Below are 20,390 nucleotides of genomic sequence, written 5' to 3'. Positions count from 1 at the left end.
GCGCCGGTCGCGGGCACACTTGGGACGTGGTGGATGCAACGGTCGTCTTCAGCATGATCAGCGGCTTGGGCGGGGCGGCCGTAGGAGCCGCTGCCGGGATCTACGGGCCGGTCCTTCTGGATCGGCGTCGCAACCGCACCCAGCAGAGCGACGACGCTCACGCGGCCGTCGCCAGGGCACGGCAGGCGGGGCACGCGTGGTTTCGCGCGATGAACCGCTCGATCCAAGATCTTCAGGCCGGGCGCGCCATCGACCTCGGCGTCTTCGACGAGGTCACCGAGGCGGCGATGAACGCGGTGACCGAGGCGATCACCGACTTGGCGCGACCGGGGGTTGCGCTGCATCGTCTTCCCCCGACTCTCGCAGAGCTGGATGTGCCGATCGTCAAGGCCATGTGGGAGACCACCTGGCTGCTCCGCAGGGTCGTGCTGTCTCCGTCCGACGCGTCAGGCATCGACGACATCCATTTCCGGGCGGAGAGACAGTTCGGGACCCTCGGCGTCCTGTTGCGCTCCGAGATCGAAGAACGGACCGGGGTTCTCCTGCCCACAGCGATGACGAACACGGGACAACAGCTGTTCGTCCAAGGAGGGCGTGCGCCCTACTCGGCACCGTCGTGGGGGAGGGGACCGACGGCCTCCCCCGGGGACGACAGGCGACCCCAACAGCCGTGACAGGGACCGGCCTTGGTACGGGGGAGGGGACGATGAGCCGCCGGTGCGGGGCCCGCGCCGCACCCCGCGTGCGCTCCGCGAACGGCCGACTGCCCCCGCCTGTGCACCGGTTCACGGGCCTGGCCGTGTCGACGACGGATTCGGCTCATTCGCCCGTCCGGTCCGGTCGATCACCGTCCGCCTCTGGTGCCCCACGGCGTTGCGCCGGGTCGACGTAACGTCGAGGGGACGAACGGGCACAGGCGGCGCGGCTCTTGAGGAGTACGTCCATGAGCGTGGAACACGGGGCGAGCGGTTCCGAACACGGCCGGAGGATCCCCCGGCCGGAGCTGACCCGGCTCGCTCGCCGGCTCCTCCTTGCGGCCCGGGAGGCGGAAAGGCATCTGGACGCCGGGCGGGGCGCCCTCACGCAGCCCGTGCGTGAACTGGCGCATTCCTTCCGGGAGATGACTGCGCTCATCGCAGGCGGGCGGGGCGGGCGAGACGCCGGGAGTCCCGGGGGCGGAGCAACCGCGGACGCCGGGCGGGGCGGGCCCGCACCCGGTGTCGGCGAGGGTGACTGGCTGTCCCGGACGTTGCGCGACGACGCGCGTCAGACGGCACGCGCGGCCGAGACGGTGGCCGTCTCCCTGCTCGCCGAGGACTTCACCGACGACGCCCTTCAGGACGCCGTCGGCGAGGTGCGGCCCCGGACGCCCGACGACGAGTCGCCCGTCGGCGAGCGCATGGTGTCGGCCGGGTTCGACGTCGCCTCGTACGCCCTCCTGGACCCCTCGGACCTCGAGGCCGTCTCACGCCAGGCGGTCACCGAGGCGACCCGCCACAGCAGTGCCAGGACGAAGACGGTCTGGTCGGTGGCGCAGTACGCCTTGGGGGCGTCTCCCCTGAAGGTGGTGAAGGACATCACCGAGGTCGTCGGTGAGGGAGTGCGCGGCTGCAACGCCAGGAGGCTCAAGGCCGACATGGCCCGGCTGGCGCTCTGGGTCAACCCGGACCCCCTGCCCTCCCCGCCCAAGCCGGCCGCCCCGGACACCGCGGAACTGCTACCGGAAATCCTCGCCCACGCGGCTGAAGCGCCGGAGCCGAGGCCTGGCCGCCGCCGGAAAGGCCGGTCGTTTCGCCGGAACAGGCCCGTTCCAGACACTCCAACCGAGTCCGCGACCATGGGGCGCGAACCGGACGAGAGCCCTCGCCTTCGTTCTCCCGACCCGGACGGACCGAAGATCGACGGTCCCCGATTCCCGGGTGTGTGAGGGCTGCGCCCGGCCCGCCCCGGCGCATCCACGTGCGTCCCGCGAGGAAGCGGAGGGCAGAGGCGGACGCGTCGCCGCCGGACAGGCACGCGACGTCTCCGGTGACGACGGTTCTCTTGACGGAAAACCCGTCTACCAGGGGTTTCATCCATCTTCCAGGCGACTGTCCGGCTTCGTGCAGAGACGGAAAGGGCTCACTGCGTCTCCTTCGATCCTGCCGTGTAGGGTCTCGTCGGCGTGATCGCATGTTTGAGCGAGTAGGGGAGAGTCGTGGGCGAGTCCTTGCCGGTCGAAGACGACTTCAAAGAGCTGGGTCCCGAACGTGGTGGCGAGCTGGCTGCCCGCTGGTGGCAGTGGGCGCTGTCCGCGCCGGACGACCGCAGTCCCGTCAGGGATCAGACGGGGGAGTTCGCGAACTGGCGCCAGGCGGAGGACGTCTGGTTCCTGGCCGGCACCTACGGCGGTCGTGTGGTGCGGCGCTGCTCCATGCCTTCGGGACGGCCGGTCTTCTTCCCGGTGTTCAACACGCAGCGGCCACTGACGCTGGCGTCTCGCAAGCCGATGGTGATGGACGTCGCCGAGGCCAAGGCGTTCCTGAACGGAGCGCCCCTGCCGATGCACGAGTTCACGTCGAAGCCCTTCCACGCGGCGCTGCGGCGGCGCGTTGCCTGGGGGCTTTGGTGCGCGTTCGATCCGCTGCCCGTCGGTTACTACGTGGTTGAGATCAAGGCGCGCACCACCGGGGGCTTCTGGGTGGACACGACGTACCACCTCACTGTCGTCGACAGCTGAGCGCGGACACGGGAGTGGGCGGCGCGCCAGGCTCATGGCGTTCTTGAGCCTATTGGAGCCGCCTGCGCGAACCAGGTCCAGGCCCGCCACCGCAGGGCGCCCGCCGCGGCCGGGGCGGCACCGGCGCCCTTCCCCGTCCAGCCGGCCCCGCGGACAGGCGGGACTCCACCGAGGCCGGTGAGCCGTCTGCCGAAGACCCTCGAGCCGCTCGTGTGTTTGAGTAGGGTGGGCGCCCTGGGAGTCGGCAGGGGGGACTTGATGGCTTCGTCGGCCGACCGCTGGCAGGTGCGGGTGTACGAGCTCTACTGGGAAGGGGTGGAGGCTCGCGCGCAGGCTCAGCGAGCCGAGGGGGCGGAGCAGCGCCGGCTGCTTCTGCGGTCGCTGGACCAGCACGGCCGGGCGGCAGGGATCCTGCGCGCGGAGCTGGACGCCCGCCCGGACGAACCTCTGCTGACCGAACAGCTCGCGTCGCTGCTCTACTCCATGGGGTCCTCGCAGACCGCCGTGGACCTGATCGACGAGGCTCTGTCGTCACTCGACGAGAGCGAGAGCCGCTATGAGCGTTCGGGGCTCGCGTCACCGGAGCTGGCGATGCGGATCGGTGATGTCCGTGCACGACGCGCCACGGTCCACTCCGCCGCCGGGCACGCGGTTTCCGCGCTCATCGACGCCGACCTGGCCGTGGAGGCGTATGCGGGAGCTGGGTTGCCGGCGGCGAGGCCTCCCCTCTCGCTGGACTTCGCCCGCCTGCTCAGCCTGGTCGCGGTCGTGCAGGCACAGCACGGTGACCCGGACCAGGCCCTGTACTGCGCCGGACAGGCCCTGGGGCGGTACCGGGACGCGATCGACACTCTGAGCGCCGACCCCGACGCGCACATCGGCTACGCCACCGACATGGCCGCGGCGGTCGCCTCCCGGATCGAGGCCGCCCGTGCCAACTGGCACCACGCCCTGGCCGTGGACGGCTTCGCACTGAGCACCGCCGAGCAGGGCTGGGGCGACCTCGCACGTGCGCTGGCCCGCACCGGCGTGCACCTGCGCGCCGCGGGCCGCCCGGCGGAGGCAGCGCCTCTGCTCGCCAGGGCGGCCTCCCTCGATCCGGCCGCCGTTCCGGCTCAGGAGCGCATCCTGGACGACGGGGTACCGGTCACCCTCAGCGAGGCGATGCTGCGAGCGGGAGCGGCCCTGGGCGAGCCCGTCGAAGCCCTGCGCCGTGCTCTCGCCTCCGGCGAGTCCGCATCGGTGACGGGTCGCTTGCCGCATCCGCAGGCGGCCCCGCCGTATGCCCGACGCCTGGGCCAACTGGCAGCGGGCCTGTGGCAGTCGGAGGGCGAACCGGATGCCGCCTGGCGGCTCGCACTGGAAAGCCACCTGTTGTACGACACCGCCTTCCGGCACCTCGTCGGGGATCCGCGAAACTGGCTGCGGGAGCACGGCGAAGGGTGGACGCAGATCGGGATCACCGCCCTGCACCTGGCCCTGGCACGGGGCAGCGGAGCGACCCACGACGACCTGCGCCGCTCACTGGCCGAGCTGTCCGGGCGCCTGGAGGAACTGGCGAAGGCGGGCCACCCTGTTGCCGCGGCCGCGGAACTCGCGCGGATGACCGCAGGTTGAGTCCCTGGGCTGGACCGTCGCCGTCCAGCCCGCCGGCTCGTTGCCGACGACCGGGAAGATCTTCGGGCCCTTGCCGCAGTGGACATCCCCGCCCTCAGCGTCTGCAGCCCGCGCGAGACGCTCCCGCACGGCATCGGCCGACGCCCCGAGCTGCGTCGCGATCCGGAACGGGCAAGCCCTCACGGCGAGTCCCGGGACGTTCCTCACGCGCCGCGGCCGAGGCCCGCGCTGACCGCCCCCCTCGTGCGCACGACCGACATCGCCGAGCCGCTCCGGCGGGTGGGCGGGCCCGGCCGAGGAGAAGAGCGCGGTGAGGGGAGCACCGCTCACGCCGTACAACGGGGCTGCCACCCTTTGTTGTGATCGCGTGCCGGGGGGCGTCACCCCAGCGTGGTCTCCGTGCCGGTCGACTGCTCGCGGGCGGCGGCGACGACCAGAGCCGTGGCCGCAGCGTCCTGCGCCGCCACGCCGACCGACTTGTAGAGGGTGATCTGGTCCCGCGCGGTACGCCCCGGTCTGCTGCCGGCGATGAGTTCGCCCAGTTCGGCGTGCACATGATCGGCCGTGATGATGCCGTCGCGGATCGGCATGAGCAGGTCGTTGCTGCCCGCGGGAAACGGGGCGAGCACGGCCTTGCGTGATTCGACGCACACCAGCGCCTCGGCGACCGTGGCGTCGTCGATCTCGCGGCCGGCCGGGTTGTACCCCACGGACGCGATGTGCACCCCGGGCGTCAGCCAGGAACGGCGAATCACTGGTTCGACGGCATGCGTCGTCGCGGCGGCGATGTCCGCCCCGTCGAGCGCCTCGGCGTAGCTCGACACGGCCTGGACTTCGCCCTCCAGTACCTCGGAGAGCTCCGCGGCCAGGGCTGCGGCCTTCGCCGGATCCCGGCCGGCGACGCGGATCTGCCGGATCTGACGGACCCGACAGATCGCGCGGGCATGGGAGCGGGCCTGCACGCCGGTGCCCAGCACCGCCAGCACCGTGGCGTCGTCGCGGGCCAGCAGCCGCGCCGACAGCGCGGAGCAGGCGGCGGTCCGCGCTGCGGTGATGGCCGTGCCGTCCAGCAGCGCGGAGGGCTCGCCCGTGTCCGGGTCGAACGCCACGATCAGCGCCTGGTGTGTGGGCAGCCGTGCCCCGTCGTTGTGCGGGAAGAGTGACACCAGCTTGGTCATGAGCATTCCGGCCGAGGGCAGGAAGCACGGCATGGCCGCCAGGAATCCATCGCGTTCGGGCACCAGGGCTGCGACGCGGTCGGGTACCGATGCGTGGCCCGCGCTGAGCTCTGCCATCGCCGGGGCCAGGGCATGGATCAGGGCGTCCATGTCGAGCAGTGCCTCGACCTGCGAACGGCCCAGAACAAGCATGAGCCTCGACCTCCCGATGCCGTTCGTCCGGCCGACGACCGCACAGTCACAGCGTCAACCGCAACCTCTCACTGCCCCGGCTACGACACGCCGTCCTTCGTGGGCCGGTCCCACACCAGTGCCTGAGCGACTGCCCCAGCCGCTCCTCGGTCCTCGCCCAGGCGCCCGCCACGGTCTGCTCCTGCTGCTGATCGTCGGTCATGCCCCTGACCCTACGGTTGTCATGCCGGGATGGTTCTCGGACCTCGAGCCTCGCGGTGTCAGCGGCGATGCCACGGCAGGGCCGACGGGTAGGCGTCCTCCTCACCGGCCTGCTTGAGGGAGGCGACCATGGTGGCGGTGATGGTGGCGAGCTGCCCCACTTGTTCGGGGCTGAGGGCGTCGAACACCACGCGGCGGACGGCAGCCACATGGCCGGGGGCGGCCTTGGCCATCAACTCCCTGCCGGCCTCGGTGAGTTCGGCCAGCTGCCCGCGTCCGTCGGCCGGATCCTCCCGGCGTCGTACGTAGCCGGACTCCTCCAGGCGGATCACCGCGCGCGTGAGGCGGCTGCGGGTGAACTTCAGCTGCTCGGCGAGGGAGGACATCCCCAGGGCGTGGCCGGGCGCGTCGGACAGGCGGGCCAGGAGGTTGTAGTCCGCGTGCGTCATGGCCGCGTCGCGCCGTAGCTGCTGATCGAGGTAGTCGCTCATCAGTGTCGAGCATTCGATGAAGTTGATCCAGGCTCGCAGCTCCTCGGGAGTGAGCCACCGGGTGGGCGTCATGGCGGAAACCCTAGTCGAGATGTTTGCCTAATCAAACACTTCGGTCGTAGCGTCCCCGATGCTTGAAGAATCAAGTGCCTGTCGAACTGGCGCTGACCTGTCCCTTCTCGAGCTCTCCGCAGGAGGCCCCCATGTCCGGTTCCGTCCCCGATGCCGCCTCGTCCGCCCCGCCCGCCCTGTCCACGCCGCGCCCCAGCGCCCTGACCGTGGTCGGGGGACTTCTCGCGGCGGCCGTCGTGGCCGTCCTCGGAAACGCGGTGGTCGCGTTGCTCGCCCGCGCGGCGGGGGCGTCGGACGATTTCGCTCCGCTGCACCCTTCCGCGTACGCGCCGCTGACCGTGTTCGGCGTCGTCCTCGGCGCCATGGGGTGGGCGGTCGTCCGTCGCGTCGCCAACAACCCGGCAGGGCTGCTGCGGTGGCTCGTACCCGTCCTGGCGGTCGTGTCGTTCGTGCCCGACCTGCTCCTGCTCGGCGGCGACACGCCCGGCAGCGGGCCGCTGGGCGTCGTTGCGCTCATGGTGATGCACGTGGTCGTCGCGGCCGTCGCCGTCGTCGCCTATCGGCGCGTCCTGCCGCTGCCTGTCCGCTGACGCCCCTGGCGGACACGACCGGCGTCTGCTTCGGACGGTGTCCCGGCCCCGGCCCGACCGGCTCCCGGGACACCGCTGTCCGCGCACAGGAACAGCCGTGCACGTCTTCCGATTGGCGACCCTCGCCCATCCCGCTCTGAGCCGGTGCAACTGGGCACATTGCCCAGGTGACGGTTGAGGAGGACCGCCCCTACGGTTCGAGGATGTGCCGTAGATAGGCGTGCGGGTCGGCGAGATAGCGGCGCCAGTGATCCACGATGCCGAGCTCCTGCCAGACGACCCTCCGCATGCCGTGGTCGCCGACCTCGATGATGTCCGCGCCCGGCAGAGCGGTGAGCAAGGGTGAGTGCGTGGCGCAGATGACCTGGCCGCCCTCCTTGGCCAACCGGTCGATGTGCCCGATCAGTTCGAGGCACGAGGAGAAGGAGAGCGCCGCCTCCGGCTCGTCGAGAACATAGAGCCCGGTGTGGAGGAACTTGCCGCGGAATGCCGAGAGGAAGCCCTCACCATGGCTGACCGAGTCCGGTGACAATCCCTCCCTGTCCAGGGCGTCCATCGCGGTCTCGGCCCGCAGGAAGAAGCCCTTGCGGGCCGACCAGCTGGTGGCCATGCGGCGCCCGCGTGAGGCCGCGTCGAACCTCATCCGCGCGCCGAGCGCCGACTTGCCACGCGGGGAGGCGTAGCGCCAGTCGTGGGAACCGCCATAGGAGTCCAGTCCGAACCCCTCCGCCAACGCCTCGACCAGGGTCGACTTCCCCGAGCCGTTCTCACCGACCAGAAAGGTCACCGGCGCGGTGAACCGCAGCCCTTCCTCGATCAGCTGCCGGACGCAGGGCACCGACCAAGGCCAGGCCTCCTCGTCGTCCGAGGAGAGGTGGGCATACGCGCGCTCGATAATCACTCGACCAGTGTCGCGCAGGACTCCGACGACGCAGCATGCGAACCCCCTGGTGGGGACGGCTCTCGTGGTCCGAAAACCCGTCTACCGGGGGCTTCACCCGTATGTCAGGCCAACTGTCCAGCCCGCGCGCGAGGTTGGAAAAAGGCTCACCGCATGATGTCGGCCGCGCCGGCGGCCGCCAGCCAGTCGGGGAATTCCTGCAGAAGCTGGTCGAAGAGCTGCTGGTCCGGGATGGCCTGCGGGCTGCGGCCGGCGTGGAAGAAGCCCGCGTTGTCGACGACACGGTGGACAGGGACGGCGATAGTGTCCAGCTTGCGCAGGAATGCGAACTCATTGTCGTCGGGGTCGCCGAAGCCGACGAACTGCCAGAACAAGGGGAGGCGAGCAGCCTTGCACAGGTAGCGCTCGGCAGCGAACTTGCTCGTGGGGCCACCGTCGGTCTGGAAGATGACCAGAGCGGGGCAGCGGCTGCCGGATTCCATGTAGTGGTCGATGACCTCGTCCATGGCCCCGTGGTAGTTGGTGCGTCCCATGTGACCCAGGTTCTCGTGCAGTTTGTTGATGCGGCCGCGGTGTCCGCCGAGCGTCAGGTCCGTGGCCCCGTCGACGTCGGTGGAGAAGAACACCACCGGGACGGTGCCGTCGTCATCGAGGTGGGCCGACAGCGACAGAACCTGCTCAGCCAGGTGCTGCATGGTGCCGTTTCGGTAGTAGGGCCGCATCGACCCGGAGCGGTCCAGCACGAGATACACCGCAGCCCGTACGTCCTCCAGCGCATTCCTGCGCACGCTGGCACCCGCCGCCTTGTACAGGCCGACCAGATCGGGTGCCCTCTGCTGCACCTTGGTCAGGCTGATGGCCGCGGCGCGCTCGATGCCGTTCGTCGAGATCACTCCTCCACGATGGTGCTCCCGCTTCCGGGCGGGTGCAGCGTTTGCCCATGCCGCTGTGAACAGTGCGGCTCGGCCCGACCGGCCGGGAAGTCACAGGCGGCACAGCGTCGGGCCGGGGCCTGTGCGAGCGTCCTCTTGCAGGACCCCTGGCCTGCGCCTCTGCAAGAGGACTCATCGCGTGGGGCTTGGGCGACGTTGCTGCCGCCCATGCCCAAGCGTCATCCCGCAGTCGTGCGTTCCCTGGACGGTGCTTGGCGTGCCGTCGGAGCCTCCAGGTGGACCACGACACTGGTGTAGAAGCGGTGCACGGCGTCGTCGACACTGCGGATGAAGCCGGACTCGGCGTTACCGCGGCCGCTTCCCATGCTCTTGAGCAGCGACAGACGGAAACCGGTGATCCGGGTGCCGTTGTCCTTGGGGAGCAGGTCCGCCGGCTCGGGCCGGAGCCGCTCCAGTGTCCCGCGTGAGCCCCCGGTCTCGCTGTCGACGAGGGTTTCGACGTGCAGGTCCGCCGGCGCCTCGGCCAGGCGCCGGACGAGTCGCTTGGCCCAGCTCAGGGGGTAACCCTGCTCGGGGGCCGGGATCTCGATGGAGGTGCGCAGCTTGCCGGTGCGCAGGTCGGCGCTGACGGCCAGGACGCCGGGGGTACCGTCGATGCGCAGCTCTGCCTGAAGTCGTCCCTCGAGGCAGAGTTGGTCGGCGAGCCGGTTTCGGCGTTCCTTGGGATCCGTTCCGCGCTTGGCGCGCTGAACAGGCAGTGCTTTCTGCCCGAGTTCGCCGCCGAGCCTGAGGCAGACCTGGCGGATGAGCCGCTCCCAGCTTTCGACCACTTCCAGTGCCCGTGCGTCGCCCTGGCAGAGGGTTTCGTCGTCGATCCCGTTGCGCACGGGGACCCAGGCGGGGCCCATGTTCTGGAATCCGTGGCAGCCGGAGTTCTCGTGCTGCAGGTAGTGCAGCAGTTCCTGCAGAAGCCAGGCGTGCGCCGCGTTGCCCACTCCCTCGTGTCTGATCAGCATCTGCGCCTGGTAGGCGACTTCGGCCCAGGACAGGTGCCAGAGGGCCACCTTGTGCTTGCGCCGCTTGTCGATCTTGACGTCGACGAGAGGGCTGCCCTCCAGCGCGACGTCGTTCGTCAGCGTGATCACGGCCTCGTAACCACGGCGCGCGGCGATGTCCATGTACGCCTGTACCTGGTCGGCCTTGAGCGTGTTGCCGTTGGTCTTCGTCTCGACCAGCGCGGTCCACAACTTGCCGGCCCGCTCCACGCGGATCACCCCGTCCGGGCGCCGCGGAGTGTCGCCGTGGGGCAGGGAGACTTCCGTGAACGTCTCCATACGACCCGCCGGAGCCCCGAATCCCGCGGTGAGCCTTCTGCTGAACTCCGGCACCTGCGCCATCACCGCCAGCAGCACCGAGGTGGCGCGCATCTCCCGGTCCCGGTCGGTCTTGAGCACCGAGACCGGGAAGAGCCTGGCCTGCCTCCAGGAGTCGTTCTCCGCCAGGGCCTTCTTGACCGTCTTGGGGAGGGTCACCTTTTTCTTGGAGGTACGGGGGCGAGAGGCCGGCTTCTTCGGCTCGACGACCTCGTCTCCAGAGCGACGAGGAGCAGGGATGGCCTCCAGCGTCGCCTGCCGGGCAGGTTCCTCGGCCGGCTCGGGACCCACCGCGTCCGTCTGATCGTCGCCGTCGGTGCCGTCGAGTGCGCTTTCCGCCTCCGCGGCCGCGTCATCCTCGATATCGACCCCGAAGTCCGCAGCCAGCCCGGCAAGACCGGATTCGTAGCCTTGCCCGACGGCACGGAACTTCCATTCCTCGCCCCGCCTGTAGAGCTCACCGAAAATGACGGCCGTCACAGCGTCGGCGTCATCGACGGCAAAGCCGAGGAGGCTCTCGCCGGCTGCGTCGGCCAGCGTGATCCTCACGTCCTCCAGCTCACCGAAGCGGGCTCCGTCGTACCTGCTCGCAGCGACGACGATCCGGTCGATCTCGGACGGGACAGCGGTCAAGTCGAAGCTGATCCGGTCCTCGCTGCCGTCCGCCGTCGGCGTCTTGCCCAGAAGCTGCACGCTTCCGTCCACGGCCACGGGATGGTTGTAGAAGTAGAAGTCGCCGTCGTTGCGCACCTTGCCGTTCGCGTCCAGCAACAGGACCGACACATCCGCGTCGCCCTCGCCGGAAGGGCTGGCCCAGCCCAGACTGACGATCACTGAACCGACGTTGTCGCTCAGGTCCGTCAGGGCCACATTCGAACCCTTGATCATTGACTGCACAAAGCCCCCCACGGCGCACCTTGGGCATGCGGATAATCCCGCCCCATCTGTCCCTTGCGCGACACGAAGTGACGAGTCACGCGGAGGAAAACTGTAATACCCACAGAGCTCGATTGTGGAGGTTGCGTGAAGCAGGCGCGTAGGACTCGGGCCCCTGCGCGATCTCTGCCGCATCCAACTGATCGAGCAGGTCGCAGGTCGCAGGACGGTGGCGGCCTGCGACCCATGGCCTCAGGTCTCCCACACCACGCGCCTCCTCCCTGCCGGTTCCCGTGTTCTCGGGACAACATCGGCGATCGTCGGCTATGGCGCGCTGCCGGTCGCGGCATCGCCGTTCTTCAGGTTGTTTCGAGGCCCAATCCCGCTCGGCGAGGACGGCGTTGGCCCTGTCGCCGGAACGGTGACGCGCACACAGGCACCGCTGCGCCTGATCGTTCGTGCGTCTGATCCGCGGCCTCGCACGCCACTGGCATGTGATGAACGCTCGGGGGTGAGACGTATACCGGCGACGGGCCACGCCCCCGTCGCCCGGCCCGGCCCGGCCCGGCCCGGGACGAGAGTGAGGGCGGTCGGCTGGACGGGGGTGATGAAAGCCCGCGAAAGACAGGAACCCCAGCCGGCGCAGGGCTGGGGTTCCTTGAGGTGGCGCTGTCGGTCAGTAGGTGGAGTCGCCCACGCCGTGAACCGCTCGACTACGCGCCGACAGACGGCACCACATCGCGATCACCGTGGATCGGACAGGTCAGCGCTGCAAGGTGAGGACGCCCGGCCGCCACGGCAGTTGGTCGTAGGGGCCGCTCGCGGTGGGGGACTTGCCCTGGTAGAGGAACTGCAGGTTGCAGGGGTCGATGGTCATGGTCTGGTCGGGATTGTTGCGGACCAGGTCACCGTGGCTGATGTCGTTGGTCCAGGTGGCACCGCTGTTGGCTTTGCCCGCGAAGGGGTTGCCCTCGCTGCCGGCCTGCGGGGTCCATGAACCGTTCAGGCTCGAGGCCGTGAACGAGCGGAAGTAACGCCCATTCGCGCCTATCGCCTCAACGATCATGAGGTACTGGTTCTGGCCCTGGACCTTGTAGACCTGCACCGCCTCGAACAGGTTGTTCGTCGAGTCGCTCATGACCGTCGTGTAGGACGAGCCGAAGCTGCCCGGGAAGTTCCCGATCGGCATGCTCGCCCGGTAGATCTTGCCGTTGTCCCCGGCGAAGAACAGGTACATGTTCTGGCCGTCACCGATCAGGGTCTGGTCGATCGGGCCGGTGCCGGATCCCGAGATGCTGCCGGTGAACAACGGCTGCGGCGCGGACCAGCCGTTGGGGTTGGTGGGGTCGCTCGACGTGCGGTAGATGAAGGGCCACGCACCCCACTGGTAGGCCAGCACCCAGATGTTCTTGGGCGCGAAGTAGAACAGTGTGGGCGCGACCGCGGACTGGCTCATCCCGGTCTGGCGGGCCGACCCCATGTCCGACCAGTTCGTGAAGGGGCCGAACGCCATCGAGCCGTACGACGATCCCGAAACGTTCGACGCGTAGACCAGGTGCTTGCCGTTGTAGACCACGTTGGTGAAGTCCTTCAACGAGGCCCACCCGTTCGCCGGCTGCGCCAACGCACCCGTCGACGTCCACCGGTACGTCGACGGAAGAGAACACGTGCCGCCTCCGGGCGGGGTCGTCGTCCCGGACGGGCCGGTCCACTTCTGGTTGCTGCCGCCGTTGCACGTCCAGATCTGCGCCGCCGTGCCGTTGGCCGTACCGGATGCCGTGACGTCCAGGCACAGCCCGGACTCCACTCCGACGATCGTGCCGTCGGAGTTCACCCGCCACTGCTGGTTCGCACCCCCGCTACAGGCCCAGATCTGCACCCGGGTACCGGCGGACGTGGCGTGGCCCGGTACGTCCAGGCACTTGTTGCCGTAAACGGTCAGCTGGTTGCTGTCCGTCAACGTCCACTGTTGGTTGGCCGCGCCCGAACAGTCCCAGATCTGCAGGGATGTGCCGTCGGTCTGGCTGGAGTTCGGCACGTCGAGACACCGGCCGGAACCGACGCCGCGCACGGCGCCGCTGGTGGCCGCCTGAGCCGGGCCGGCGACGAGCAGCGCCGCCAACGCGACCAGAGCCGCAACCACGGCGGCGAGCACCCCGGACAGATGTCCGCGGCTGAAACTTCGTCTGAGCATGGGGACCTCGTCATCCTTGAGCAAGCGGTTCCGGTGGGGCCGTCAGCGGCTGCCCGGACTGTCGATGTGGTGCGGTTCATTGCGGTACGTGGGCCCCGGGCTGACCCCTTGCGGCTCCGGTCCTGATGAACCTGCCGAGAGGCACCGGTTGGACCGGTGAACCGGTGGTGCCCGGTGTCTTCGGGCTGCCGCCAAACAGGGCGGCCCGTGCCGGACGTTGACCGCCGTGGTGCAAGCCCGCCCCATGTCTCTCCCGGTGCGGCGGCCCGTCGTCAGTGCGCGACGGTGGGAGCAGGATTGAGGAGGTCATGACATTGGGCATCGTGCGGCATGCTCCTTGCGGCTCGCCGTTGCGGTGGGCGTGACCTGGAGGTGCTCTGCTGTGCGAGTGGTGCGGCTCCACTGTGTTCGCTATGCCGAACAAAGGTCGAAGTGTCGGGCAATCTGGATGATAGGGATCCGGCGGCCAGGGTCAATACATCTCGCATGATTCGTTGGTGGCGTCGAAACATTCGCCGACCTCGTGGATGAAAGGCGCAGGTCAAGCCGATCGAATGGCCGGGCTGTGTGAATGGACGGCGAAGCGGCCCGGTTTCGCGGGTCGAGACCCAGGGCGGGGCTCTGCCTCGGCCGGTGGATGGCGAACCGGTGGTCGGGCGCCTCGGACACGCGCGACGGCGGCGTGCCAGGTGGCGAGGGCGTCGATGCCGACCGGCTGGATGACGTGCAGGACGCGTTCCGCGTGCCGGCGACGCGTGGCCAAACCCCGTGTTGGTGACGGTGATTGGACGGCTCCCGGAAGGAGTGCGGCTGCCAGGCGTCGCTGGGGTTTGAGTCCATTCAGGCGGGATCGTGACGCAGCTCCTGGGCGAGCTGTCGGAGTTCACGCTGCGGAGGCTCTTCATCTTGTGTGTCGACTGTGAAGATTCGCTGATCCTGGTGAGCCCGAACGGCACCGTGCGCGTAATTGTCTTCGTCCCCTACCGGGTGATGGCAGGTCAGCGGCTTTTCCTGACGGGCAGGAGGAATGGTGCAACTTTCGCGCAACACGGTGGGCACGGTCGTTGTAGGGGGCGCACTGGCCCTCACGCTCAGCGCCCTCGCCTACCCATCGATGCTCGGACTTGACACCGTGTCGACCTCGGGCGACCGGATCATCGCCAACACCCAGTGGGGTCCGTTCACAGAGAGCGACCGGGCCTTCGTGGTGGCGGTGCGGGCGGCCGGCCTGTGGGAGCATCCGGTGGGACTGATCGGGCTGCAGAAGGGGCAGAGCAAGGGCGTCCTCATCGCCAGCCAGCACCTGGTCGACGGTCACGCGGCGCTGGACGAGACCTGCCGCAAGATCGCGCCGCTGCTGAACGTGACACTGCCCAACATCGCCAGTCCGCAGCAGGAAGGTTTCGTCAACACCCTCAAGGCGGACCAGGGCAAGCAGTTCGACGTCGACTTCGCCAACATCCTGCGCATGACGCACGGCTCGATCTTCAACACCGTGGCGAAGGTCCGCTCGACGACGAAGAACACGCTGGTGCGCGCCCTGGCCGACCAGGCCAACAACACCGTCCTGGACCACATCACGGTGATGGAGAAGACCGGCCTGGTCGACTTCGACACCACGCTGTTCACCCAGACCACCCCGCCGAAGCTGCCCAAGTCGGACATGACCCCGCCGGTCCCGCCCGCCGGTCAGCCGCTGGTCGTGCTCCCCCCGCCGCCGAACGCCACGTCCACCCCGGTGGACCTGGGCCCCGCCATGAACGGTCCGGCCGTCAACGGGAGCTAGGCCGGGCGATATTGAGGTCCAGGCCGCCCGCAAGAAAGGCGGGCGGCCGCCGGCGTCCTCGTGGGCCGGCGGCCCCGTGACGTAGGCGACCTTCGCGTGGTCCACGCGAGGCGGGCCCGCCGGCGCCCTGGCTTCGATGAGGGCGGCCGATAAGGGCGCCCCTGCGCGCGTTCAGTCGTTGGCGGCAGGTTCCGGGCGTTGGCCGGGCGCGAAGCGTGCCTGCACTTCGGGGCTTTCCAGTAGTGGGGCCGGGTAGCCGGGTCCGGTCCGCACGGCCACGTCCTCGTGGTGCAGTGGCTCACCGCACGAGGAGCAGACGACCTTGGCCTGGGTGTCGTGGTCGCAGGTGGTGTGGTGCATGACCACCGGGATGCCAGGGTCGTCGGCCAGCCATCGGTCGCCCCACGCGTTGATCGCGGCGAGCACGCCGAAGAAGTCGCGGCCCTTTTCCGTCAGGAGGTATTCGTGGCGGAGCGGGTCGCTCTGATAGGCGCGCCGCTGCAGCAGATCCGCGTTCTCGAGGCGTCGAAGGCGGTCGGTGAGGGTGTTGCGGGCGATGCCGAGCGAGGCGATGAAGCCGTCGAAGCGTGACTCGCCGTAGAAGACCTCGCGCATGACCAGCAGTGTCCAGCCGTCGCCCAGGATGTCCACGGTGCGGGCGATCGAGCAGGGCCAGTTGTCGAACGAGGTCCGTCTCATGGGGCCCACCTTATCAGTTTCATCATGAGATGCACTTGTGTCGGATCGTCGTGGACGACTACTGTCCAGTAAGTCTCATCATGCAACTCGGGAGGAATAGTGCATTCCATGTCTACGGCCGCGGTCACCGTCGAGCGGGACGGACACGTGCTCCTGGTGGGCCTGAACCGCCCCGCCAAGCGCAACGCCTTCACCAAGCAGATGATCAGCGAGCTGTCGGCCGCCTACGGTCTGCTGGAATCCGACGACGATCTGTGGTGCGGGGTGCTGTTCGCCCACGGCGACCACTTCACCGGCGGTCTGGACATGGTCGACGTCGGCGCCGAGCTCGTCTCGGGCAAGCTGGACGCCCCCCAGGGCGGGCGCGACCCGTGGCGTCTGGACGGACCGTGGACGAAGCCAGTCGTCGCGGCCGCGCACGGCTGGGTGATGACGCTCGGCATCGAACTGCTCCTGGCCGCCGACATCCGCGTCGCGTCCAGGGACACCCGCTTCGCCCAGTACGAGATCCGCCGGGGGATCTACCCCTTCGGAGGCGCCACCTTCCGCTTCCCCCAGCAGGCCGGATGGGGCAACGCCATGCGCTGGATCCTCACCGGCGAGGAGTTCGACGCCCAGGAGGCCCACCGCATCGGCCTGGTGCAGGAACTGGTGTCCGACGGGCCGGCCGCCCTCGACCGCGCCCGCGAGATCGCCGTCCTCATCGCCGAGAAGTCCGCGCCACTGGGAGTGCGCACCGTCCTGACCTCAGCTCACCTGGCCCGCGAGTTCGGCGAAAGCGCCGCCATCGAGCGGCTGCGTCCCGACATCGCACGGCTTCTTTCGACCGCCGACGGTGCCGAGGGAATCCAGTCGTTCGTCGAGCGCCGCGACGCCGTCTTCACAGGGCGCTGACTCTCAGCCCCACCACCCCTGACAGGAGAATTGTTGTGACCACCGCCAAGACGCCCGCTGCCTTCTTCGACCTGCCGCCCGAAATCGCCGATGCCCGTGCCTGGGCGCACGGCTTCGCCGAGAAGTACGTGCGTCCCGTGGCCGCCGAGTACGACGAGCGCGAGGAGATGCCCTGGCCGGTCATCGAGGAAGCGGCCAAGGTCGGCCTCTACACCCCCGAGTTCGCGCTGCAGATGGCGGCCGACCCCACCGGTCTCCTCCAGCCCGTGGTCGCCGAGGAGATCTTCTGGGGCGACGGCGGCATGGGCCAGGCCCTGCTGGGGACCTTCCTGCCCGTCGCCGCCCTGTTCGGCGCAGCCACCAAGGAGCAGATCGACACCTGGCTGCCCGAGTTCTTCGGCACCCCCGGAGATCTGGCCGTCGCCGCCCTGTGCGCCAGCGAGCCGAACGCCGGCAGCGACGCCGCCGCCATCCGCACCCATGCCCGCTACGACGAAGCCGCCGGCGAGTGGGTCCTCAACGGGACCAAGACCTGGGCCACCAACGGCGGCATCGCCCGCATCCACGTCGTCAACGCGGTGTGTGCCCCCGAACTCGGAGCCCGCGGTCACGCCCTGTTCCTCATCCCTCCTGGCACGCGCGGACTCAGCCAGGGACAGAAGTTCTCCAAGCACGGCCTGCGCGCCTCCCACACCGCCGAGGTCGTCCTGGACAACGTGCGCATCCCCGCCGACCTCGTCCTGGGCGGCAAGGACGCCCTCGATCAGCGCCTCGCCGCCGCCCGGCAAGGAACCCGCGTTCGCGTCCCCGCCGCCATGGCCACCTTCGAGATGACCCGGCCCGGCATCGGCGCGATGGCCGTCGGCGTCGCCCGCGCCGCCTACGAGTACGCCCTCGAGTACGCCGGCGTCCGCGAACAGTTCGGCCGGCCGATCATCGACAACCAGGCCGTCGCCTTCATGCTCGCCGACCTGGCGATGGAGATCGACGCCGCCCGCCTGTTGGTCTGGCGCGCAAGCCACATGATGACGCGCGGCAGGCCCTTCACCCGCGCCGAGGGAAGCATGGCCAAACTCAAGGCCAGCGAGGTCGCCGTCCGCGCCACCGAACGCGCTCTGCAGATACTCGGCGGCAACGGCTACACCCGCGACTACCCCGTCGAACGCTGGGCCCGCGACGCCAAGATCTTCACCATCTACGAGGGCACCAGCGAAATCCAACGCCTTGCGATCAGCCGCGCCATCTCCGGCCGCCGCATCAGGTAGACGCCGGCCACGACGTCAGGAGCGCCGGCCGCCCCTTCGTGCGGCACGCGCGCCCGGACAGGGGCGCCACCCCCTTCCTGAACCCATGTCACTCCTACCGACAACCCCGGAGAGCACCACGTGAGCACCCTGACACCCTCCCTGGCGGGCAAGGTCGCCGTCGTCAGCGGAGGAGGCCGCGGCATCGGCAGAATGATCACCAGAGGACTCCTTGAAGCCGGTGCCAAGGTCTACATCTCCAGCCGCAAGGAGGCCGACCTCGAAGCGGCCGTCGATGAGCTCAGCCACCTCGGCGAGGTGCACGCCGTGGCCGCCGACCTCGGCACGGCCGACGGTGTCGAAACCCTGGCCTCCCACCTGCGTGCACGCGAAAGTCGCGTGCACGGCCTGTTCAACAACGCGGGCGCCAACTGGGGCGCGCCCCTGGAGGAATTTCCCGACTCGGCCTGGGACAAGGTGCTGTCGGTCAACGTCAAGGGGGTCTTCGCCCTCACCCGGGCTCTGCTGCCGTTGCTGAAGGCGGCGTCGACGCCCGAGGACCCCGCGCGGGTCATCAACACCGGCAGCATCGACGGCCTGCGTGCCCCAGCCCCCGGCGTCAACAACTTCTCCTACGGCGCCAGCAAGGCCGCCGTGCACATGCTCACCGGGCAACTGGCTGGCACGCTCGCTCCTGAAGTCCTCGTCAACGCCATCGCCCCAGGCCTGTTCGAGTCCAGGATGACCGCAGGCATCCTCAGCCTCGGCGCCGAAGCCGTCGCCGGCCAGATCCCCCTTCGTCGCATCGGCCGCCCCGAGGACATGGCGGGAATCGCCGTGTTTCTCATGAGCCCCGCCAGCAGCTACATCACCGGAGCCGTCATCCCCGTCGACGGCGGCATCCTCGCCACCCGGTGACGAGGCCCGGGGGCGGTCGACTGATCGAACCCGTCGGCAGTGAGCAGCGCGTGACCCGCTCTCGCTGTTCGACGCGGATACCTTGGGCTGTTCGAGCTGTCCGCGACGTGCATGCCCCGTCAGGACGGGCGGTGGATGAGCGCAACTGGTCGAGGAGGTAGCAGCCTTCCCTGAGCCGGCCAGGAGCCTGCTCACGCTGCGTTGACCGCGCACCAGCGTGCGAACCGCACGGTTCCAGGTGCGCTGGAGGGGTCAGGCGGCGGATTGCGGTGCGAGGGCCTCGTCGAGGGTGGGGTACAGAGCGATGACGTCGTCGAGGCCGACGATGTGCAGCAGTTCCGACAGGGGCTTCGGGGTGTGGGCCAGGCGCAGCCAGCCGTGGCCGGCGCGGGCGGCGTTGTTCGCGGCGACGAGCACGTTGATGCCGCTGGAGTCCATGAAGGTGACGGCGCGCAGGTCGATGACTGTATGCCGGGCGAAGCCGCCCTGTACGGCGAGCGCCTGGCGGAAGGCGCCGGCGGTGGTGTGGTCGATCTCCCCGGCGAGAGCGACGACGTGCACGTCGTCGGCGGTCATGTGCTGGGAGACGGTCAGGTGGGCCTGGTTCATGCCGTCTCCTGCCCGGATGGCGTGGGCCCTCGCTGCTGCGAAGGACCTCTGTGCCCACGCAAGCGCACGCCGCGCCTCTATGTCAACCGCGTTCTGCGGTGCGGGCCGGTTCGGCCACGAGGATGACAACGCTGGTGCGCTGGTTTGGGAGGCGTCCGGACGTCGCCGAGGAATCGAACGGTGGGTGCCGGTCACGTCACAGACCGAAGGCGCCGCCCTCGACGAGAATGAGCAGGCCGAGGGCGACCAGGACCAGCGGAAGCAGGACGTGGCCCCAGCGGGCGAGACCCTTGGCGATGACCGGGCGGGTGGCGAAGTACCGGCCCGCCAGGCACCACACCGCCACCAGGACCAGGAACACCACGGCGTACACGCTCATCCCGCCGATGCCGGCGGTGGCGAAGACGGGCACGTAGACGCCGATGTTGTCGCCACCGTTGGCGAAGGTGACCGCGGTGACCTCCCATGGACTCGGCCCGCCTTCCCTGCCCTGCGCATCCTCATCACCCTCACCGCCCTCTCGACGGTCTTTCCACGCCTGCCGGGCGGCTTTGAGACCCAGTGCGAGAGGCAGTAGTCCGAGATAGGGGATGGCGGCCTTGGGTAGGAAGGTGGCGCCGAACGCGGCTGTCACCGACACGGCGAGGATCGCGGCGAAGCCCAGGTACTGGCCGAGCATGATGCGGCGGGTGGAGCCACGGCGCCCGGCTCCCTGGGCGGAGAACAGTGCCAGGACCAGGAGGTCGTCGACGTTGGTCACGGCGAACAGCCCGGCGGCCTGCCCGATGATGCCCAGGTTCACGAGTGGGTGCTCTCCTTCATGTACGGGGTCCCGGTGACGCTACCGGGACCCCGTACCGAGCCCCTGGCCGAGAGTGGCAGCACACCTCGAGGCCGAGTCGGTGTGGGCCGGCGACACCGAGCGTCCCCCTCGGTCTGCAGC

General features: G+C 69.4%; 18 protein-coding genes. 9 read left to right on the top strand and 9 right to left on the bottom strand.

Going from position 1 to position 20,390, the window contains the following annotated elements:
• The first annotated feature begins 26 nt into the window (after positions 1-26).
• From ACZ7DE_RS33200 to ACZ7DE_RS33185, 4 genes are all read left to right on the top strand, one after another.
• On the top strand, positions 27-674 hold the full coding sequence (locus ACZ7DE_RS33200) for a hypothetical protein (protein ID WP_470767720.1): 648 nt from the start codon (positions 27-29) through the stop codon (positions 672-674).
• A gap of 269 nt (positions 675-943) precedes the next feature.
• Complete coding sequence (locus tag ACZ7DE_RS33195; protein ID WP_470767718.1) at positions 944-1,927, top strand: hypothetical protein; 984 nt, start codon at positions 944-946, stop codon at positions 1,925-1,927.
• A gap of 270 nt (positions 1,928-2,197) precedes the next feature.
• A complete protein-coding gene (locus ACZ7DE_RS33190) occupies positions 2,198-2,719 on the top strand; it encodes a hypothetical protein (protein WP_470767716.1) in 522 nt (173 codons plus the stop codon).
• 258 nt (positions 2,720-2,977) lie between these two features.
• Entirely contained in the window at positions 2,978-4,336 is a 1,359-nt protein-coding gene (locus ACZ7DE_RS33185; protein ID WP_470767714.1) for a hypothetical protein, read from the top strand.
• A 380-nt stretch (positions 4,337-4,716) separates the two neighbouring features.
• On the opposite strand, the gene ACZ7DE_RS33180 is transcribed toward ACZ7DE_RS33185, so the two are convergent.
• Together ACZ7DE_RS33180 and ACZ7DE_RS33175 are read right to left on the bottom strand one after the other, a co-directional pair.
• Positions 4,717-5,706 (bottom strand): ornithine cyclodeaminase family protein, encoded by a 990-nt coding sequence (locus ACZ7DE_RS33180; protein WP_470767712.1) that lies wholly within the window; start codon positions 5,704-5,706, stop codon positions 4,717-4,719.
• Positions 5,707-5,966: 260 nt separating this feature from the next.
• A complete protein-coding gene (locus tag ACZ7DE_RS33175; RefSeq protein WP_470767710.1) occupies positions 5,967-6,470 on the bottom strand; it encodes a MarR family winged helix-turn-helix transcriptional regulator in 504 nt (167 codons plus the stop codon).
• Between the two features lie 131 nt (positions 6,471-6,601).
• Here ACZ7DE_RS33175 and ACZ7DE_RS33170 point away from each other — a divergent pair, with 131 nt between their 5' ends.
• Entirely contained in the window at positions 6,602-7,060 is a 459-nt protein-coding gene (locus ACZ7DE_RS33170) for a DUF6069 family protein (RefSeq protein ID WP_470767708.1), read from the top strand.
• 190 nt (positions 7,061-7,250) lie between these two features.
• Here the strand turns inward: ACZ7DE_RS33170 and ACZ7DE_RS33165 are convergent, their stop codons facing one another.
• The 4 genes from ACZ7DE_RS33165 to ACZ7DE_RS33150 all read right to left on the bottom strand — a co-directional run bounded on the left by ACZ7DE_RS33165 (position 7,251) and on the right by ACZ7DE_RS33150 (position 13,297).
• A complete protein-coding gene (locus ACZ7DE_RS33165; protein ID WP_470767706.1) occupies positions 7,251-7,961 on the bottom strand; it encodes an AAA family ATPase in 711 nt (236 codons plus the stop codon).
• 146 nt (positions 7,962-8,107) lie between these two features.
• Positions 8,108-8,854 (bottom strand): vWA domain-containing protein, encoded by a 747-nt coding sequence (locus ACZ7DE_RS33160; RefSeq protein ID WP_470767704.1) that lies wholly within the window; start codon positions 8,852-8,854, stop codon positions 8,108-8,110.
• A 218-nt stretch (positions 8,855-9,072) separates the two neighbouring features.
• A complete protein-coding gene (locus ACZ7DE_RS33155) occupies positions 9,073-11,115 on the bottom strand; it encodes a TerD family protein (RefSeq protein WP_470767702.1) in 2,043 nt (680 codons plus the stop codon).
• Positions 11,116-11,866: 751 nt separating this feature from the next.
• The gene (locus tag ACZ7DE_RS33150) at positions 11,867-13,297 is read right to left on the bottom strand and encodes a non-reducing end alpha-L-arabinofuranosidase family hydrolase (protein WP_470767700.1); all 1,431 of its coding nucleotides are present in this window, start codon (positions 13,295-13,297) and stop codon (positions 11,867-11,869) included.
• Positions 13,298-14,324: 1,027 nt separating this feature from the next.
• On the opposite strand from ACZ7DE_RS33150, the gene ACZ7DE_RS33145 reads away from it, so the two are divergent.
• Positions 14,325-15,083 (top strand): DUF4142 domain-containing protein, encoded by a 759-nt coding sequence (locus ACZ7DE_RS33145; RefSeq protein ID WP_470767698.1) that lies wholly within the window; start codon positions 14,325-14,327, stop codon positions 15,081-15,083.
• Between the two features lie 171 nt (positions 15,084-15,254).
• On the opposite strand, the gene ACZ7DE_RS33140 is transcribed toward ACZ7DE_RS33145, so the two are convergent.
• Positions 15,255-15,782 carry a winged helix-turn-helix transcriptional regulator gene (locus ACZ7DE_RS33140; protein ID WP_470767696.1) on the bottom strand — a complete coding sequence of 176 codons (528 nt, stop codon included), beginning with the start codon at positions 15,780-15,782 and terminating at the stop codon, positions 15,255-15,257.
• Positions 15,783-15,890: 108 nt separating this feature from the next.
• Here ACZ7DE_RS33140 and ACZ7DE_RS33135 point away from each other — a divergent pair, with 108 nt between their 5' ends.
• The 3 genes from ACZ7DE_RS33135 (at position 15,891) to ACZ7DE_RS33125 (ending at position 18,838) form a co-directional block, all read left to right on the top strand.
• Positions 15,891-16,676: a crotonase/enoyl-CoA hydratase family protein gene (locus ACZ7DE_RS33135; protein ID WP_470767695.1), complete on the top strand. Its 786-nt coding sequence runs from the start codon at positions 15,891-15,893 to the stop codon at positions 16,674-16,676.
• A gap of 35 nt (positions 16,677-16,711) precedes the next feature.
• Complete coding sequence (locus ACZ7DE_RS33130) at positions 16,712-17,941, top strand: acyl-CoA dehydrogenase family protein (RefSeq protein WP_470767693.1); 1,230 nt, start codon at positions 16,712-16,714, stop codon at positions 17,939-17,941.
• A 120-nt stretch (positions 17,942-18,061) separates the two neighbouring features.
• Positions 18,062-18,838, top strand: a complete 777-nt coding sequence (locus ACZ7DE_RS33125) for an SDR family oxidoreductase (RefSeq protein WP_470767691.1) — start codon at positions 18,062-18,064, stop codon at positions 18,836-18,838.
• 252 nt (positions 18,839-19,090) lie between these two features.
• Here ACZ7DE_RS33125 and ACZ7DE_RS33120 read toward each other — a convergent pair whose 3' ends face one another.
• A complete protein-coding gene (locus ACZ7DE_RS33120; RefSeq protein WP_470767689.1) occupies positions 19,091-19,447 on the bottom strand; it encodes an STAS domain-containing protein in 357 nt (118 codons plus the stop codon).
• A 196-nt stretch (positions 19,448-19,643) separates the two neighbouring features.
• The gene (locus tag ACZ7DE_RS33115) at positions 19,644-20,249 is read right to left on the bottom strand and encodes a cadmium resistance transporter (protein ID WP_470767687.1); all 606 of its coding nucleotides are present in this window, start codon (positions 20,247-20,249) and stop codon (positions 19,644-19,646) included.
• Positions 20,250-20,390 lie beyond the last annotated feature (141 nt).

It is taken from the genome of Streptomyces sp. NPDC037083 (assembly GCF_055606485.1).
This window is presented reverse-complemented; position numbering and strand designations above follow the sequence as displayed.

Bases quoted from the DNA above. Each gene is read 5' to 3' on its own strand.
- ACZ7DE_RS33195 (WP_470767718.1), top strand. From the start codon at position 944: ATGAGCGTGGAACACGGGGCGAGCGGTTCCGAACACGGCCGGAGGATC.
- ACZ7DE_RS33145 (WP_470767698.1), top strand. From the start codon at position 14,325: ATGGTGCAACTTTCGCGCAACACGGTGGGCACGGTCGTTGTAGGGGGC.
- ACZ7DE_RS33120 (WP_470767689.1), bottom strand. From the start codon at position 19,447: ATGAACCAGGCCCACCTGACCGTCTCCCAGCACATGACCGCCGACGAC.
- ACZ7DE_RS33180 (WP_470767712.1), bottom strand. From the start codon at position 5,706: ATGCTTGTTCTGGGCCGTTCGCAGGTCGAGGCACTGCTCGACATGGAC.
- ACZ7DE_RS33140 (WP_470767696.1), bottom strand. From the start codon at position 15,782: ATGAGACGGACCTCGTTCGACAACTGGCCCTGCTCGATCGCCCGCACC.
- ACZ7DE_RS33185 (WP_470767714.1), top strand. From the start codon at position 2,978: ATGGCTTCGTCGGCCGACCGCTGGCAGGTGCGGGTGTACGAGCTCTAC.
- ACZ7DE_RS33170 (WP_470767708.1), top strand. From the start codon at position 6,602: ATGTCCGGTTCCGTCCCCGATGCCGCCTCGTCCGCCCCGCCCGCCCTG.
- ACZ7DE_RS33175 (WP_470767710.1), bottom strand. From the start codon at position 6,470: ATGACGCCCACCCGGTGGCTCACTCCCGAGGAGCTGCGAGCCTGGATC.
- ACZ7DE_RS33135 (WP_470767695.1), top strand. From the start codon at position 15,891: ATGTCTACGGCCGCGGTCACCGTCGAGCGGGACGGACACGTGCTCCTG.
- ACZ7DE_RS33150 (WP_470767700.1), bottom strand. From the start codon at position 13,297: ATGCTCAGACGAAGTTTCAGCCGCGGACATCTGTCCGGGGTGCTCGCC.
- ACZ7DE_RS33155 (WP_470767702.1), bottom strand. From the start codon at position 11,115: ATGATCAAGGGTTCGAATGTGGCCCTGACGGACCTGAGCGACAACGTC.